The organism is Vogesella oryzagri (assembly GCF_040148885.1).
Classification (GTDB): Bacteria; Pseudomonadota; Gammaproteobacteria; order Burkholderiales; family Chromobacteriaceae; genus Vogesella; species Vogesella oryzagri.
The window spans coordinates 112,577-129,433 of record NZ_JBEFLD010000004.1; the positions used below are offsets into that span (position 1 = coordinate 112,577).

A 16,857-nucleotide genomic window follows, 5' to 3' on the forward strand; every position below is an offset into this window, starting at 1 on the left:
CCCCGGACAGCGTCACCGTCAGCAGCAATGGCAACGACGCCACACTGACCTTCGCCGACGGTCACACGCTGAGGTTGTCGAACCAGGTAGCCACGTGGCAAGCCAGCGACAGCGCTAACCAGTACGGTGTCCAGGAAGTGCACTTTGCGGACGGTACGATCTGGGGCCGTCAAACGCTGCGCGAGATGGCCGGCTACTACATCGGTACGGATGCGGGCGGCGATACCATCAACACGGGTGGTGGCACACAGTACCTGTACGGTTATGCCGGAGATGACAACCTATCGGCCGGCGACGGTAACGACACATTGTATGGTGGCAATGGCAACGATGTGATCAATGGAGAAAGTGGCAACGATACGCTGACCGGCGATGACGGCAATGACACGCTGGATGGGGGTAGCGCCCAGAACACGCTGTATGGCGGTAACGGCAACGACACGTTGACTCTGGGGAGTGGTGCCACCGACTACAGCTACGCTAGTGGTGGGAGTGGCAATGATGTCTTGGTTGCTACCGGGTTGGCGACTTCCAGCTATGGTTCTGTGACACTTTATGGTGAAGACGGCAGCGATACCTTCCGGCTCGACGGCAGTGGCAATGTCAACCTCTACGACTATGTGAATACCACCAACGCCAGTGACAGCAACATCGTCGAATTGGCGGCAGGCATCACCCCGGACAGCGTCACCGTCAGCAGCAATGGCAACGACGCCACACTGACCTTCGCCGACGGTCACACGCTGAGGTTGTCGAACCAGGTAGCCACGTGGCAAGCCAGCGACAGCGCTAACCAGTACGGTATCCAGGAAGTGCACTTTGCGGACGGTACGATCTGGGGCCGTCAAACGCTGCGCGAGATGGCCGGCTACTACATCGGCACGGATGCGGAAGGCGATACCATCAACACGGGTGGTGGTACACAGTACCTGTACGGTTATGCCGGAGATGACAACCTATCGGCTGGTGCTGGTAACGATCAGCTTGATGGAGGTAGTGGCGATGACACCCTTAATGGTGGTCAAGGCAGCGATACCTTGATTGGTGGTGTCGGTATCGATACGTTCAAGTGGGACTTATCCGATGTTGGGTCGGTGGGCGCTACCGCGTTCGATACTGTGCAAAATTTTTCTACCAGCGATCACGATATTATTGATCTTTCTGACCTATTGGACGGAGCCAATAACTACAACTTGTTTGTGAGTAGTGGTACCAATACGACCATTCACCTGACGGATGTCGTTGGTCAAGAAATTCAAACCATTGTTCTCGAAGGCTATGGCACATCGGATACAGCGGCAACCATGCTTCAGAACCTGCTAAGGGCAAACGAAACATTTACAGGCTAGCCATCTTTTTTGTTTGTGACGCTTTACAGCCTACCTCGAACTTAATGCGATCCAGTTAAGGAAAGTAAGCTTCGAACTCTATCGAGAAAGCAGGATGTTTTCTATGTTGAAGTGGTTGCAAATACCTAAGCTGTTGGTGAGTGTCGAACACTGACCATTGGTCAAAATTCAATGCGCATCAATAATTACGGCTGATGTACCCATTGTTTGCCAGTTACTCTTATGGCTGCTTCCAATGCGACAGCAGCCATCTTTCATCTGATATGTGAAGGACCGCTCTGGCCGAGAAGCGGGCCGATCGAATGCTCCAGTAAGCGGTTACATCTGATTGCACCATGAAAAAGGCCCTGTAAAAACAGGGCCTTTTCTTCGTGCAAAGCAAGCTTTCATGTTTGGGCTGTCGGGAATTGCAAATTTTGACTACAAAATTTCAACCTTTCCGATTTCTGACAATTAATGTCGGAGTGGTCAAAACTTGAAAATGACATTCATTGAAATTCAGTAGCTTATGAGAGGTTGTTTGCGAAATGTTTGATCGATAATGCAGGCAAAAATTGAAATGTCTGGTTGCTGCAGCCAAAGGCTGAAATGATCAAGGAAAGAGGCTGAGCAAAGCGGCGAAACGACGGAGGGTATTTGTATGTGTAGTCTCTGGGGCCATCTGACTGTGGCAGATAGTTGTGTGCTCATCTCTCACGCGAGATTAGGGTACGCCCCTTTTATGGAGTAAGCCACTGGCTGAAGTAGCAAGGGCTATCAGATCCCGCATGACAGCTTGGAGGTGACGTTGAAGGTCAGAAAATCTATGCTGTTCTATTTGATGTCCAAATTTGATCTGGCTAACCAGGGCAATCCGGCGTCACAGCAGCTATTTGTGACCATCTTGGAGTGAGCACTCTACCAACGAGCTGCCATGCTATCGTCCAAAATTAGTGCATTTTGGTCATGTCTTGGCTCATTCTGACCAGAAAAACGCGCATGCAGCCATGTAGCCCAGTCAGATGCCCACAGCAGAGATTGAGGAGGCTGGTCTTCTTCCTTTGCTTCTTAGCGCAGTCTCGGGCGCCGCTGCATTCTGCTTGGCATCACGGTCGATTCATCGAGTTGCGCATGGCGGTGTCTTTGGTATTCTCGTACTTATTGGCTTGTGGCTTGCTGGCATGCAATTCGAGGTTTTAGGCATTCAATGGTGTTTCATACGCTAGCATGACACTCACAGGAATACGTTAGGTATCTAATGGCAAAGCGACCGAAGCAACGTGCCACGCTGGCAGTAATCTTGGCTTCCACATCCGATGTCCTATTCCCAGAACACCTCGGCAATGCTCCAGTAATGCTCGATAGCGCAGGATGCGATGGTGACACGCCTCTGCATGTCGTGGTGCGGCGAAACGATCTCTACGCAGTCCAAACCCTCCTTCAAGCCGGAGCAAAGGTCAACGCAATTGGCGACATGAGTGAAACCCCGCTGCACGTTGCCGTCGGGCAGGAGAACACTGCCATCATCGAAGCTCTTCTTAGGGCCGGGGCGCGCTCTGATGTTCGTTCCGAATTCGGTGAAACCGCGACCGAGCGCGCAGCCAGAATGGGAGGTGAAGTTGCCAAGATTTTTGCTCGCAAGCGTGACACCTAACGTTAGTGTCCGCTTTTCCATGAAGGCATCGACTACTTTGGGTCGATACCTGACGTGAGCCCTACGCATTCTACTTAGCCGAAGCACATTGTCATGCTATTGTGCTAGCATGACAGCTGACGGCCAAGAGCCGTCATCCACCCAGCCACACCCATAGCAGACGGTGGAGCTGCCCATATGATTACAGCTGGATAATCAGACAGCGGTCAGATAGTGGGTCTGCCATGCATCGACTTGGAGCCTGACAATGGTGGTCCAGATGATGTCAAATAGCACGGCAGTTTTGCGTCTGAATAACTGTTGGCACCACTGGGGCCATACCCGCCGCCAGCGCCAATTACATTTCTAAGGCTTGAACATGTGTGCCTGCTACTTCCGCGCCCAAGGTGAAGACTTCGACGTCGACTCATTTCTCACTGACTCGCCATGGCACGCAACTGCTACGGCTTATCGAAAAGGCGAATCGAAGTCGAGGGGTGTTCAGCCAAGAGAGCGCTCAGGACTCTCCCTTACGGTCATTGACGACGACAACGCAACAATTTCGCAACAGGTCATCGCTTGCCGTACGTTCATGAACGACCACTTGCAAGAACTCATACGGCTGAAATCGTACGCTGGGGTGGATGCCCGTTGGTTTAGCCTCGCGTATTACCTTCCCATTGGTGAGGTCTACGCTGTTTGCCCATATTTTGAGAGTGATTTTCTCTCTGAGCTAGTGGGCATCGGCGCGGAGTTTGAATTCAATGTGTTTTGCAGTTCGACAGAGTAAGGGCAGAGCATCGTGACGTCTAACTGGTCTGTCCCACTCCACCTGACGCCCAACTGCGGCTCTGGACACCGCTGTTAGGTAGCCTCCGCGGCTTCGCCGCTCCGGCTCAGGTTAACTTCACGTTCCTGAGCGTCCGCTTTCCCTACTCGACTATTTCTGCTTCGGGTCGATTGCTGACGCCCACATTCTCGTCTAAGTATGTCTTCTCTATGTTGGCCAGCGGGCACCAGCGCTCTGGTCAGGTACGACCGGCACGGCGGTCAACGACCACCAGCGCCCGCAGTGCGCATCAGTGTCCAGTACCGGCGCCCTTCCATGCTGGCATACCGCGTCTGGGGCAATGCACCATCAATGTCCAAGAACAAAATCATGAGCAAGCTTTCGATTTGTCCGCATACCAAGCCAGATATCCCGCCCGTAAAGCGCGGGCATCCGCTAGCGCGTGATGAGGCTGCCAATTTCCACCGTATGCCGCTTGAGATGCATGTCTAAAAATGGGATCTCTCACGACGTCGTACTGTAATAGCCATTTTTCTTCGATGCACTGTGGTAGCGGTTGACTACCATTGCCCTGAAGAGCATCAGCCAGGAGCTCCCAGTCGGATGCGTAATCAAAGACTACAGTGATGGGCTCTCTATGTGATGCAAACCATTGATGCAACCGATGGGTGAGATGGGCGGCACTACATCGTGCCTCAGGTACTTTATGCATCAACGGCAGTACCGAAGCCCGCACAAAGTCGCTGCAGGCCTCGAGCATATAATCGTTGCGCTCACCATAGAACTCTCGCCCGTCCTCGGCGACAAGCCCGACACTTATCAGATCCATCTGTACAAAATCAGTGAATTCGGTATCAAGAAATACCAGCATCGGACATTCCTCCTATTGCATTGGCAGCAGCGTTCATTCTTGCTGCTGCAGCTCTCTTGAGCTTTTCGATCGTTTCACGGCGAAAGAAGACTCGAGGCAACTTTCCATAATGCCTGCAGGCAACCGTTCGTAGCTTGGGGCTTGGTAGTGCAGTGACTTAGCTCGCAGGCTATTATAAATTCTTGGTGCAATCGATGACTTATAATATGTTCGGCCTTTATTTTTTTCCATATGATTTATCAATCATTTGAGTTTTTCTGCCGAATTTCTTCCGCTAAAATAATGAGAAAATAACTAAGTTCCATTTTTAGGCCGAAGCTAATTTTCAAGAGACTGTCAAGTGTTGGTGATCTTTGCCCTAGCTCTAATAAAGATACATATGACTTGCTTATTTCAGCCCTGAAGCTCAATTCCTCCTGTGATAACTGCATTTCTCTTCTAATTCGCCTTAATGCCTTGCCAAATATCTGGTTATGGTTCATTTGGATTTCCTTTTCTTGATGGCCCACCTATGGGACTCTGAGAGTAATGCCAATATACCAATGGCGCGAGAGTGGAATTGAAACGCTTTTTTGCTTGACGTCATGTTGATGACTGCTTCTGATAAACAGCCATACTTAGCTTCGTGCTGAATGGTTGCAATGCTAATCCCTGTTTTTACTGATAGCTCTAAGGTTGTGAAAGTTTCCTGATCAGTGCCAAGCTGGGTATTCGTCGGTTTTACGATTTTTCGCCCTCTCCCTGTGCGGCTTTTGTAAGTGTTGCAATCATTTATTCTAAGCAATACTTCAGCTGTTATGTCACTCCGCCGGAAAACATACGTTAAGCCGCCATCAATGGCGGGTCCATGAATTGGAATAATGCCTATTGATATTATTCGATCTGCAATATTGGTTGGGTTGCACATTAATTTACGAGCAATTTCATGGGTGAATATGTAATTTTCGCGAAACGTAGTAAGTTCGTCGATTTCAATGCAGGCGCGCCGCTCATCAAGCCCTCTTGCAGTAAGGAGTTTTGCTTTTATTAATCGATAGATGGCATCTGGATATACTTCCAAAAATTCAGCAGACTTTCGGATGGATAGTGAGCTACTTCTCTCTCCAATGGTCCTGAGTGTTTTGCTTAACGCGAGGCTGGGTAGACCAACAGTAAAGTTGAAGGCAGCAATCCTAATGTACTCTCCGTCAATTTCATTTAGCAGATCCAATCGCTTGGCGTGATCAATTCCATAATGGTCAAAACGGACGATTTTGCCGTTTGGTACAGACTCGTTGAGACTTGATAACCGATGCAAAAGCCTCGCTACACTCTTCCCGTCAATAACTTCCTGTTTATCAATTCGCTTTCGATGGGCTAAGTAGTTATCAGGGACATATATCAGGATTTCTTTTCTTAGCAGCGTCTTGATGATGTGTGATGACACGTTCAATGTGGTGGCAACCGTCGCTATGGACAGAGCAGGGGCTTCATCGTCTGGCGTGTAGTTGTTCACTACCGGAATGGGATGCACTGTGTGCAGCCAATGGTTTGCAATCGATTCCAGCTTCGCATCAAAATTCTCACACAGCCCTAGGCCATGCAGTAAGCTAGTAACGGCATACCGTGGCCCGAGAGAGGGGTACGCTATATATCGTTTTTCAACCAGGTTGATTACTGCGCGCTGACCCTACGGGTGTAGCTGGATACATTTATGCCTGCAATACCGAACCCCAAAAAACAGATGCACTTTCTAAGTTGAAAACAGCAGCTATCCGTGCTGAAAAGGCACGTACAGCGACAGCCAATGGGGACATCAAGGATGCTTTTGATTGGTGGAGCTTGCTTTATAATGATAAATTTCCGAGCTACTACCTATGAGCATCGTCCAAAAGCAGGAGCTGCCAGAAAACATTGAACTTCTGGCGGCTCAAAGAAACCTTTATTCCAAGGCAAAGAACATCATTGGAATACAAATGTTGCTTAGTGTTCCTATTGCCATTGGTGCTGCAATTACCACAATATTGAAGCCAGAATTCAAGGGCTATGTAGCTCTCTGGGGTATCTTGGTTGTGGTTTTTGACCTGTTTGTATTCACACCTTGGGTAAAAAATCTACGCGACAATGCCGCTAGGGTCCAAGAGCTATTTGATACTAGAGTTCTAGGCTTGGATTGGAATGAAATTTCGGTTGGAAAAAAACCAGAGCTCGAAATGATTCATGAAGAAGCACAGGAACATGGACTGACCGATGAAGAAATTTCTGGCTTGCGAAGATGGTATCCCGTAGCAATAAATGAGGTTCCAGAAATATTTGGAATTATTCTCAGCCAACGATCCAATGTATGGTGGGATGCAAGGATGAGAAGGAAGTACACCTTCGCTATCCATATCATCCTGGTTAGTATTGCATTGGGATTGATTGGCTATGGCTTATATGAAAAGAAGGATATTTTTGAGTTTCTGGCATACATCATTGCACCTTTAGTCTCAACCTATGTCTTCGGCTATCGTCAGATGATGGAGCACGGCGCTGCTGCTAATAGATTAGATAAACTGAAAGAGATTTCCGAAAAAATTTGGTCTGATGCTATTGCAGGTAAAGACGTCAATGTACTGAAACTGAAATGCAGAACACTTCAAGATCAGATTTTTGACCATAGAAAGAAAAACCCTCCAATCTTTGATTTCTTGTTCCGCTGGTTTAGAGATGACAATGAAGCTTTGATGAATAAAGGAGCAAAGGTGCTTTTGGCTGAAGTTAAAAATCAAAAATGCACCCTATAGTGCCTTTTTAAGGAATCACTGTGATTGATAAGGAAATTTCTTCTATTATCTGGCCACCGTATCATGCCTTCTATATCCAATCAATGCTATTCAATACATCATCAGCACTTCAGGCATGTGAAAGAGCATCAAATTACGTAAAGGCGATCACTGAAGGAAAGGTCGCCCCTCAAGATAGAAAAGATGAATTGCTTGATTGTCTACAAAATTTCATCAATCACAGTGGAGCTGTGGCACGATATTTTTTCCCATCGTTGATTGGTGGAAAAGGAGACAAAAAGCTATTGCACAAGCAAAGAGCTGAATATTTGTGTAAGGTGTTTTCTATTGACCAGAGCAGTCCTCTGCATGATAAGAAGCTCAGAAATGCCATAGAGCACTTTGACGAGCGGCTAGATAGATATCTTGAAGACGGTATTGTTGGACATATCTTCCCCAGTCTTATTCTTGATAAACCTGAAGATACCGCGATTCCACATCATATTTTTAGAGCTTACCATCTTAATGATGGTATCTATCAGGTTCTAGGTGAGCGGCACCACGTTCAACCAATTTTGGATGAGATGATAAGAGTACACGACATGCTGGTTAAGTTTGATAGAAACGGTGGCAGTTTTCGTGGGGCATGAATATGAATCAACCTAAAAATTTAGTAGAACAAATCAATGCAATGAGCTCAGATGATATTTCAAAGTTTATCCTTGAGTGCATGGGACTAAGAGTGGAAAAACTAGAAGAGCCTGGTGACAGAAAGGAGGCGGACTTTCTTGCATATTATGAGAGTGAGATTTTCATAATAGAGGCGAAGCTGAAAGTGGATGATGAAAAAGAATTGAGTAGACGAGAGCGCGTTTTGACTCAAGGCGAAGTGTATGTGAAAGATGATGTTCTGGGGAGGGATAATACTGTATCTGGAGCACTGAGTAATGCAAGGGATCAGTTAATATCTTCTGCAAAGGTCCATAGGCATGATCTCAGAATTATTTTCCATCTTTCAAAAGGGATCAATGTAAAAGCGAAATATGAAAAAACTACGGACCCATTACTTGGGCGCACAAATATAATTGACATGACAACCCAAAAATACAAGCCGTGCTATTTTTTTAGATATAGCGACTTCTATAAATTCAGACACGCATTTGACGCGGCTATTGTTGGATATGTAGATGGTCACTTCGAATTGCACGCAAATTTATATGCAAATCCCCATTCGCCCAGATACGAGAAGACAAAGAAAAGTAAATTTCTAGCTCGTTATAAATGTAAGGATCCTATGGTCGAAGAAGCCCAAGGAAGGGCATACATTCCAGATGCCAATATTAGCATTAGAGAATCAGAGGAAGTTCTTAACCATCTCCGTATTAAATACAAAAATGCAATGTTAGAACAAATAGATTTTTTTGCTCCAGAAATTACAATCAGAGTTGCAAATGAGTGAATAAAAAACAGTACAAAGAAGGAAAAGTGCCCAATTGAGAGTTGTTCCATACATTGCTTGCCAGTTGTAATTGCTGAAACTTGGCTTTGTTGCACAAATCGGAGCTTGAGCATGCTCGGTAAAATGATGGTATGAGCAAGTCCATCCCACCCAAGTACCAAACTGAGTAGTCCCAACTCCCAAAGTTACTTTTCGATGGCTGATAAACCCCGCAAAGCGGTCGACTATTACACTTAAACTGGAAGGCAGCTCTGGCCGAGAAGCGGGCCGATCGAATACTCCAGTAAGCGGTTACATCTGATTGCGCCATGAAAAAGGCCCTGTAAAAACAGGGCCTTTTCTTCGTGCAAAGCAAGATTTCATACTTTGGCTATCGGAAATTGCAAACTTTGACTACAAAATTTCAACCTTTCCGATTTCTGACAATTAACTCAATCCCAGCTCAGCGCGCCACCAGTCTGATATTCAGTCACTCGCGTCTCAAAGAAATTCTTCTCTTTCTTCAAGTCGATCATTTCGCTCATCCACGGGAACGGGTTGTTCACGCCGGGGAACATCTGATCGAGGCCAATCTGCTGCATGCGGCGGTTGGCGATAAAGCGCAGGTATTCCTTGAACATGCTGGCGTTCAGGCCCAGCACGCCGCGCGGCATGGTGTCTTCGGCGTAGGCGTATTCCAGATCCACGGCTTTTTTGAACAGGTCGGTGATTTCGGCCTTGAAGTCTTCGGTCCAGATTTCCGGCTGTTCCAGCTTGATGGTGTTGATCAGGTCGATGCCGAAATTGCAGTGCATGGATTCGTCGCGCAGGATGTACTGATACTGCTCGGCGGCGCCGGTCATCTTGTTCTGGCGGCCCAGCGCCAGGATCTGCACGAAGCCGACGTAGAAGAACAGGCCTTCCATGATGCAGGCGAACACGATCAGCGACTTGAGCAGTTTCTGGTCGTTTTCCAGGGTGCCGGTCTTGAATTCCGGGTTGCACAGTACGTCGATGAACGGGATCAAGAATTCGTCTTTGTTACGGATGGACGTTACTTCGTGATAGGCGTTGAACACTTCGCCTTCGTCCAGGCCCAGGCTTTCCACGATGTACTGGTAGGCGTGGGTGTGGATGGCTTCGTCAAACGCCTGGCGCAGCAGGAACTGGCGGCATTCTGGGCTGGTGATCTGGCGATAGGTGCCGAGCACGATGTTGTTGGCGGCCAGGCTGTCGGCGGTAACGAAGAAGCCGAGGTTACGCTTGACGATGCGCATTTCGTCTTCGGTGAGCTGGCCGGTTTTCCACTGTTCGATGTCGCGCTGCATGTTCACTTCTTGCGGCATCCAGTGGTTGGCGCACTGCGCCAGGTATTTTTCCCACGCCCATTTGTGCTTGAACGGCACCAGCTGGTTTACGTCGGTGGTGCCGTTGATCACCTTTTTGTCTACCACGTTGACACGGTTGGTGCCGTGCGCGTCCATGGAGTTGCTCGGGGTGGCGGCGGCCAGCGGGGTATCGTCAAAGCTCAGCATGTTAGCTCCAGTTATTCTTAAAGTTGCTTGGTTTCGGTTGCGGCCAACGTTGAGGTTGGCCGCAGTTTGTTCTGTCTTGCCTGCAGCGGGTGGGCTAGTAGCCGCGGCCGACTTTGCCGCTGAACGGCTGCAAGCGGATGGTGCTCAGGTCGTTTACCTTCCACACGCGTTTCATGTGGCCGAAGTCCCGTTTTTGCTCATCGCCAAATTCCACGTCCGGCCGGTAATCCAGGTTGAAGCGCACCTGGCCTAGGTACACGGTTTGGCCGGCGCGTACTTCAAACTGTTTGTCCAGCCGGAAGCTGGCGTTGCCCTGGTAGCCAAACGGCCAACGTTCTGGATCGTCGTTCCATTGTGCGTAGGCCTGTTGCAGCTGGTAGCGTCCGGGCGGCAGCGCCAGCAGTTGCAGCTTGCCGTCTACCGGTGTCATGCCTTCTTCGCCAAACACGGTATCGGTGCCGAAGTTGGCGTACACGACGCCGCGCTGGCCGTTGTCCAGCCCGCGCCAGCTCAGGTTGGCCGAGGCGTAGCTGGGGTTGTAGGTACGCGCGGTCATGGAAAACACGGCATAACCCAATCCCGCCGGCGGTTGCAGGCTGCCGTGCAGCTGGTCCGCCATGGTGCTGCAGCCGGCCAGCAGGGCGGCCAGGCACAGTGTCAGTAAGCGACGCATGGTTGTCTCCTTGGTGACGGGGGTCACTGCGGTTGGACTGGCTGGGTGGAACCGGGTTCGGTGCATCCTGCAGCCGCCTCGCGGGAAGCGGCTGGGAGATGCAGGTTGGCCGCATGCGGCCAACAGTTAAATTAATATTTATTTGTATAGGCGAGCTAACAACACTCTACTAAGCCACTATATTCCTTAGATTTCTTGTCGGTGTTTAGGGCGGCAATTAAGCCGCCCTCCCGACTGACTTTTATTTCATTGTTATTGTCTGCTCAACACCTCTGTGACTTACTTTGTGACGAATTTCGCCGACACAATGCTTTTTCATGTATTCAAACTTCTTAATCGACTGCAAGTGGTGCAGTCTTAAAAGCGTAAGAAGTGCAAATAGAGGAAATGCTAAGAAAAACATTGTTTCGGATAAATTTAGCCAATAAGTAAATCCTATTAGCGCCAAACAGACAGCAACTAAACCCAAAAGAGGCCAGTCGGGGTTTGTCTTGCGTCGTCGCATGACTCACCCCTTTTCTTAAATTACTGGCAGCTCTCGCAATCCGGGTTGTCGATGGAGCAGAACTTGGCGTCGGTGGCCGGAGTGGTGTCCACCACGGCTGCTGGTGCGGCGGCTGCAGCCGGGCCGGAGGCTACCGCGTTCAGTTCGCCGCCGCGGCCAGTGGATTTCTCCGCCGAGCTGGCGCCCAGGGTGCGCAGGTAGTAGGTGGTCTTCAGGCCCTTCACCCAGGCGTGCTTGTACAGCTCGTCCAGTTTCTTGCCGGATGCGCCAGCCATGTACAGGTTGAGCGACTGCGCCTGGTCGATCCATTTCTGGCGACGGGAGGCGGCTTCCACCAGCCAGCGCGGGTCGACTTCGAACGCGGTGGCGTAGATGGCTTTCAGCTCGGCCGGTACGCGGTCGATGCGGCCCAGGCTGCCGTCGAAGTATTTCAGGTCGGCGACCATTACTTCATCCCACAGGCCCAGTTTCTTCAGATCGCGCACCAGGTATTCGTTGGTGACGGTGAATTCGCCGGACAGGTTGGATTTCACGAACAGGTTCTGGTAGGTCGGCTCAATGGAGGCGGACACACCGATGATGTTGGCGATGGTGGCAGTAGGGGCGATGGCCAGCACGTTGGAGTTACGCATGCCGTGCTTGGCGATGCGCTCGCGCAGCTTGCTCCATTCCATGCGTTCGGTGCGGTCTACTTCCAGGTAGCCGCCGCGCTCTGCCGCCAGCAGGTTGATGCTGTCGTGCGGCAGGATGCCGCGATCCCACAGGCTGCCCTTGTACGACGGGTAGCGGCCGCGCTCTTCGGCCAGCTCGGTGGAGGCCATGTAGGCGTGGTAGGCCACGGCTTCCATCGATACGTCGGCAAATTCCACCGCGGCTTCAGAGGCGTAGGCCACGCGCATCTGGTGCAGGCAGTCCTGGAAGCCCATGATGCCCATGCCCACCGGACGGTGCTTCAGGTTGGAGTTGCGCGCCTTCTTCACCGGGTAGAAGTTGATGTCGATGACGTTGTCCAGCATGCGCAGCGCTACGCGCACGGTGCGGCCAACCTTTTCGGTGTCCAGCTCCAGGCCATTGGCGCCTTGCTTCAGGTGGCGCGACAGGTTTACCGAGCCCAGGTTGCACACGGCGATTTCGTCGTCGTTGGTGTTGAGGGTGATCTCGGTGCACAGGTTGGAGCTGTGTACCACGCCCATGTGCTGCTGCGGGCTGCGCACGTTGCACGGATCTTTGAAGGTGATCCACGGGTGGCCGGTTTCAAACAGCATGGTCAGCATCTTGCGCCACAGGCTCAGTGCCGGAATCTGCTTGAATACTTTCAGCTCGCCACGGCGGCCTTTTTCTTCGTAGGCGGTGTAGGCCTTCTCGAATTCCTTGCCCACCAGGTCGTGCAGGTCCGGGCATTCGGACGGCGACAGCAGGCACCACTCGCCACCTTCCATCACGCGCTTCATGAACAGGTCCGGAATCCAGTTAGCGGTGTTCATGTCGTGGGTGCGGCGGCGGTCGTCACCGGTGTTCTTGCGCAGCTCGAGGAATTCTTCGATGTCGGCGTGCCAGGTTTCCAGGTAGGCGCACACGGCGCCTTTGCGCTTGCCGCCCTGGTTGACTGCCACGGCGGTGTCGTTGACCACTTTCAGGAACGGCACTACGCCTTGCGATTTGCCGTTGGTGCCCTTGATGTGGCTGCCCATGGCGCGCACCGGGGTCCAGTCGTTGCCCAGGCCGCCGGCAAACTTGGACAGCAGCGCGTTTTCCTTGATGCCTTCGTAGATGCCGTCCAGGTCATCGGCGATGGTGGTCAGGTAGCAGCTGGACAGTTGGCTGCGGCGGGTGCCGGAGTTGAACAGTGTCGGGGTGGACGACATGAAATCGAAGCTGGACAGCACGTTGTAGAACTCGATGGCGCGGTCTTCGCGGTTCACTTCGTTCAGTGCCAGGCCCATGGCGACGCGCATGTAGAATGCCTGCGGCATTTCGATGCGGGTGCCGTCCACGTGCAGGAAGTAGCGGTCGTACAGGGTTTGCAGGCCCAGGTAGCCAAACTGCAGGTCGCGTTCCGGCTTCAGCGCGGCGCCCAGTTTTTTCAGGTCGTACTCGCCCAGTTTTTCATCCAGCAGCTCGGCGGCGATGCCTTTCTTGATGAAGTCCGGGAAGTACAGCGGGTAGTGGGTGTCCATCTCGGCCTGGCTGATGGCCTCGCCCAGGATTTCCAGGCGGATGTGGCCCAGCAGCAGGCGGGCGGTCACGTAGTCGTAGGCCGGGTCCTGCTCGATCAGCGCGCGGGCGGCCAGAATGGCGGATTTGTTGACTTCTTCTTCCGACACGCCGTCGTAGATGTTCTTCAGCGTCTCGGACAGGATGGCGTCCACGTCGGTGTTGGCCAGTGCCACGCAGGCGGCTTCGATGGTGCCACGCAGACGGGCGACGTCCAGCGGCAGCTTGCGGCCGTCCTTGCGCACCACGTTGATCTGGATCTGGTGCAGCGCTTCGCCACGGGCGGCGCGCTCTTGCGAACGCTGTTCGCGGTACAGCACGTAGGCGCGGGCCACGTCGTGCTCGCCGGCACGCATCATGGACAGCTCTACCTGGTCCTGGATGTCTTCGATATGGATGGCGCCGCCTTCCGGCTTGCGACGCATCAGCGCATTGACCACGCCCTCGGTGAGCTGCGCCACCTTGTCACGGATGCTGGCGGAATTGAGGCTTTCGGCGCCCAGCACGGCCAGAAAGGCCTTGGTCATGGCGATGGAGATTTTCACCGGCTCGAATGCAACAACGGCGCCGTTGCGACGAATGGTCTTGTACTGGCTGAAATCCGCCTGCGGTGCGGCGGCGCGACCCAGTTCGGCGGCGGTGTTCGCTTCGGTAGTGGTCAGTGGCATTGTCTTTCCCTCGTGGTGGGGTGGTTATTCGTATCGACCTGACGGCCCGCTGGCGGGCGGCCATCACGTTGGCCGCGTGTGCGGCGTCGGGCTGACGACCCGGTGGTGGCCCCGTCCGGCGGGTGGGCCGGGCAGGGCGCGAGGTATGGCGCCGGCTGTGGACAATTCTGTTGAAAAGCTGTGAGCTGGCTGTGCACAAACACAATATAGTGGGTTGGCACGTGAGAACGACGCAAATTCTAGTGGTGAAGGGGCGTTGGGACAAGTCTTGACAGGCGGCTGAAAAACCGAAATCCGCGCCAGTATTGGCTTGGCGGGTGGTTCGATTTTTTTAAGAAAATTTCCTGCCGCGGTGGCGTCGGTGCGACATGCCTGTTGCATCAAGGCTTTGCGGCCTGCTCTGCATCGAGGACTGTCCGGCGGTAATCGGGGCTGTGGCAATTTCGATACGGCCAAAACGCAACAAGGGGCGGCCTGGGCCACCCCTTGAACACAATATCTTGTGTCTGTTTGAGTCAGATCAGTTGAGCCAGATCAGACTGGCCATTCGACCAGTGATCTGGTCACGGCGGTAGGAGAAGAAGCGGTCGCGGTCGATCACTGTGCACGCATCGCCACCGTACACCTCGCTGATGCCGAGCGCGGCCAACCGTTGCCGCGCCAGCTGGTAGATGTCGGCCAGGTATTTGCCGTCGTCTATCGGCTGGAAGGCGGTTACAGCATGGATGTCGTGCGCCAGAAAGGCTTCGCGTACCTCGGCGCCTACTTCGAAGGCGTCCGGGCCAATGGCCGGCCCCAGGTAGGCGATCAGGTTGGCCGCCGGCTCGTTCATCGCCTGCACGGTGGCCTCGATCACGCCGCCACACAGCCCGCGCCAGCCAGCATGAGCGGCGCCCACGACTGTGCCGGCACGATCGGCCAGCAATACCGGCAGGCAGTCGGCCGTCATGATGCTGCACACCACGCCGGGGCTGCGGCTGAAGCTGGCGTCGGCTTTGGGCTTGCTGCCGGGGGGCACCGTGGCGGCATCCACCACCACGGTGCCGTGCACCTGCTCCAGCCAGGCCGGCTCGGCCGGCAGTTGCTGGCGCAGCAGCGCGCGGTTGGCGCTAACGTTGGCCGCATCGTCGCCCACGTGGTCGCCCAGGTTTAGGCTGGCATACGGGGCAGGGCTAACGCCGCCTTTGCGGGTGGTGATCAGGCTGCCGACATTGGCCGGCAGCGGCCAGGCCGGGGTGATCCACTCATGGGACATAGTGCACCTCAACGTCGTAATCGTCGTCGTCCCAGTCGTCGTCATCGTCATCGGCGATTTCCGCGCTCTTCAGCGCCTGCTTGGCGTTGGCCGCGGCCAGTTTTTCCTCGGCCTCGGTGCGCAGCACTTCCAGCACCGCTTTCATGTCGTCCGGCACCGAGGCTTTCCAGCTACGACTGATGCCGGTGGCCGGGTGCACCAGTGCCAGGGTGTAGGCGTGCAGTGCCTGGCGCCCCAGCTGCTTGATGATGGCGTCGGCGGCTTCGCTGCCGTGGTGGCGCGGGTTGCCGTAGGAGGGGTCGCCGGCCAGCGGGTGCTTGGCCTCGCGCATGTGGACGCGAATCTGGTGGGTGCGGCCGGTTTCCAGCTTGCATTCCACGTAGCTGAAGTCGGCAAAGCGTTCCAGCACGCGCAGGTGGGTGATGGCCGGCTTGCCGCCAAAACGCACCACCGCCATTTTCAGGCGGTTGTGCGGGTCGCGGCCGATCAGGGTTTCGATCTTGCCGTCGAACGGCACTACGCCGGTGGCAATGGCGCGGTACACGCGTTTTACCGTGCGGGCTTGCAGCTGTTGCACCAGATTGGTTTGTGCCTGCAGGGTGCGGGCCACCACCATCAGGCCGGAGGTGTCCTTGTCCAAACGGTGCACGATGCCGGCGCGCGGAATCTTGGCCAGCTCCGGGTAGCGATACAGCAGACCGTTGAGCAGGGTGCCGCTCCAGTTGCCCACCGCCGGGTGGACCACCATGCCAGCCGGCTTGTTGACCACAATCAGGTGCTCGTCTTCGTACAGCACCGGGAAATCCACCGGCTCCGGCTGGTAGCTCTGCTCGTCCGGCAGGCGGACGATTTCCAGATCGACGATTTCGCCGCCCAGCAGCTTGGTCTTGCCGGCAACCACCTTGCCATCCAGCTTGACCTTGCCGTCCTTGATCCATTGCGTCATCCGGCTGCGCGAATAGTCGGGCAGCATCTTGGATAGCGCGCCGTCCAGGCGTTCGCCGCCCAGCTCGTATGGCACGGTCAGCTGTTTCATCTCGGCTACGGGCTCGCTGCCGGTGTCCAGTGTTTCGTCGTCCAGCAACTCGTCGCCGAGCATGTCTTGTTCGTTCATGGTGTTGGTGCGTGTTCTTCTAAAGGAGTGATTTTAAAGGTTTCGGCGGGGGTTGTCCTGCCGGCCTTTGTGCTGGTGGCTTATGCCGG

At 53.3% G+C, this 16,857-nt stretch carries 13 protein-coding genes; 5 read left to right on the plus strand and 8 right to left on the minus strand.

The features are described 5' to 3' along the window. The coding region (locus ABNW52_RS08280; RefSeq protein WP_349586257.1) for a calcium-binding protein at positions 1–1,349 on the plus strand (1,349 nt) is incomplete at its 5' end. Between the two features lie 1,333 nt (positions 1,350–2,682). Then, positions 2,683–2,982 carry an ankyrin repeat domain-containing protein gene (locus ABNW52_RS08285; protein ID WP_349586259.1) on the plus strand — a complete coding sequence of 100 codons (300 nt, stop codon included), beginning with the start codon at positions 2,683–2,685 and terminating at the stop codon, positions 2,980–2,982. 1,136 nt (positions 2,983–4,118) lie between these two features. Here the strand turns inward: ABNW52_RS08285 and ABNW52_RS08290 are convergent. From ABNW52_RS08290 to ABNW52_RS08300, 3 genes are all read right to left on the minus strand, one after another. Next, positions 4,119–4,622, minus strand: a complete 504-nt coding sequence (locus ABNW52_RS08290) for a hypothetical protein (RefSeq protein ID WP_349586261.1) — start codon at positions 4,620–4,622, stop codon at positions 4,119–4,121. A 239-nt stretch (positions 4,623–4,861) separates the two neighbouring features. After that, positions 4,862–5,104, minus strand: a complete 243-nt coding sequence (locus tag ABNW52_RS08295; RefSeq protein WP_349586263.1) for a helix-turn-helix domain-containing protein — start codon at positions 5,102–5,104, stop codon at positions 4,862–4,864. After that, the gene (locus ABNW52_RS08300; protein ID WP_349586266.1) at positions 5,101–6,117 is read right to left on the minus strand and encodes a hypothetical protein; all 1,017 of its coding nucleotides are present in this window, start codon (positions 6,115–6,117) and stop codon (positions 5,101–5,103) included. Before ABNW52_RS08300 ends, ABNW52_RS08295 begins: the two co-directional genes overlap by 4 nt. A 361-nt stretch (positions 6,118–6,478) precedes the next feature. Here ABNW52_RS08300 and ABNW52_RS08305 point away from each other — a divergent pair, with 361 nt between their 5' ends. From ABNW52_RS08305 to ABNW52_RS08315, 3 genes are read left to right on the plus strand one after another with little or no spacing between them, the layout of a single operon-like run. Then, positions 6,479–7,387 (plus strand): S-4TM family putative pore-forming effector, encoded by a 909-nt coding sequence (locus tag ABNW52_RS08305; protein WP_349586268.1) that lies wholly within the window; start codon positions 6,479–6,481, stop codon positions 7,385–7,387. Positions 7,388–7,407: 20 nt separating this feature from the next. Beyond that, positions 7,408–8,016, plus strand: coding sequence for a hypothetical protein (locus tag ABNW52_RS08310; protein WP_349586270.1), 609 nt, complete (start codon positions 7,408–7,410; stop codon positions 8,014–8,016). Positions 8,017–8,018: 2 nt separating this feature from the next. Next, the gene (locus ABNW52_RS08315) at positions 8,019–8,825 is read left to right on the plus strand and encodes a hypothetical protein (RefSeq protein WP_349586272.1); all 807 of its coding nucleotides are present in this window, start codon (positions 8,019–8,021) and stop codon (positions 8,823–8,825) included. A 431-nt stretch (positions 8,826–9,256) separates the two neighbouring features. Here ABNW52_RS08315 and ABNW52_RS08320 read toward each other — a convergent pair whose 3' ends face one another. The 5 genes from ABNW52_RS08320 to rluD form a co-directional block, all read right to left on the minus strand. Next, positions 9,257–10,339, minus strand: a complete 1,083-nt coding sequence (locus ABNW52_RS08320; protein WP_349586275.1) for a ribonucleotide-diphosphate reductase subunit beta — start codon at positions 10,337–10,339, stop codon at positions 9,257–9,259. 94 nt (positions 10,340–10,433) lie between these two features. Continuing rightward, a complete protein-coding gene (locus ABNW52_RS08325) occupies positions 10,434–11,012 on the minus strand; it encodes a hypothetical protein (RefSeq protein WP_349586278.1) in 579 nt (192 codons plus the stop codon). A gap of 525 nt (positions 11,013–11,537) precedes the next feature. Next, a complete protein-coding gene (locus ABNW52_RS08330; RefSeq protein WP_349586281.1) occupies positions 11,538–14,399 on the minus strand; it encodes a ribonucleoside-diphosphate reductase subunit alpha in 2,862 nt (953 codons plus the stop codon). 520 nt (positions 14,400–14,919) lie between these two features. Then, the gene (gene pgeF / locus ABNW52_RS08335) at positions 14,920–15,699 is read right to left on the minus strand and encodes a peptidoglycan editing factor PgeF (RefSeq protein ID WP_386107603.1); all 780 of its coding nucleotides are present in this window, start codon (positions 15,697–15,699) and stop codon (positions 14,920–14,922) included. Beyond that, positions 15,644–16,768 (minus strand): 23S rRNA pseudouridine(1911/1915/1917) synthase RluD, encoded by a 1,125-nt coding sequence (gene rluD / locus ABNW52_RS08340; protein WP_386107420.1) that lies wholly within the window; start codon positions 16,766–16,768, stop codon positions 15,644–15,646. Before rluD ends, pgeF begins: the two co-directional genes overlap by 56 nt. Between the last annotated feature and the right edge of the window lie 89 nt (positions 16,769–16,857).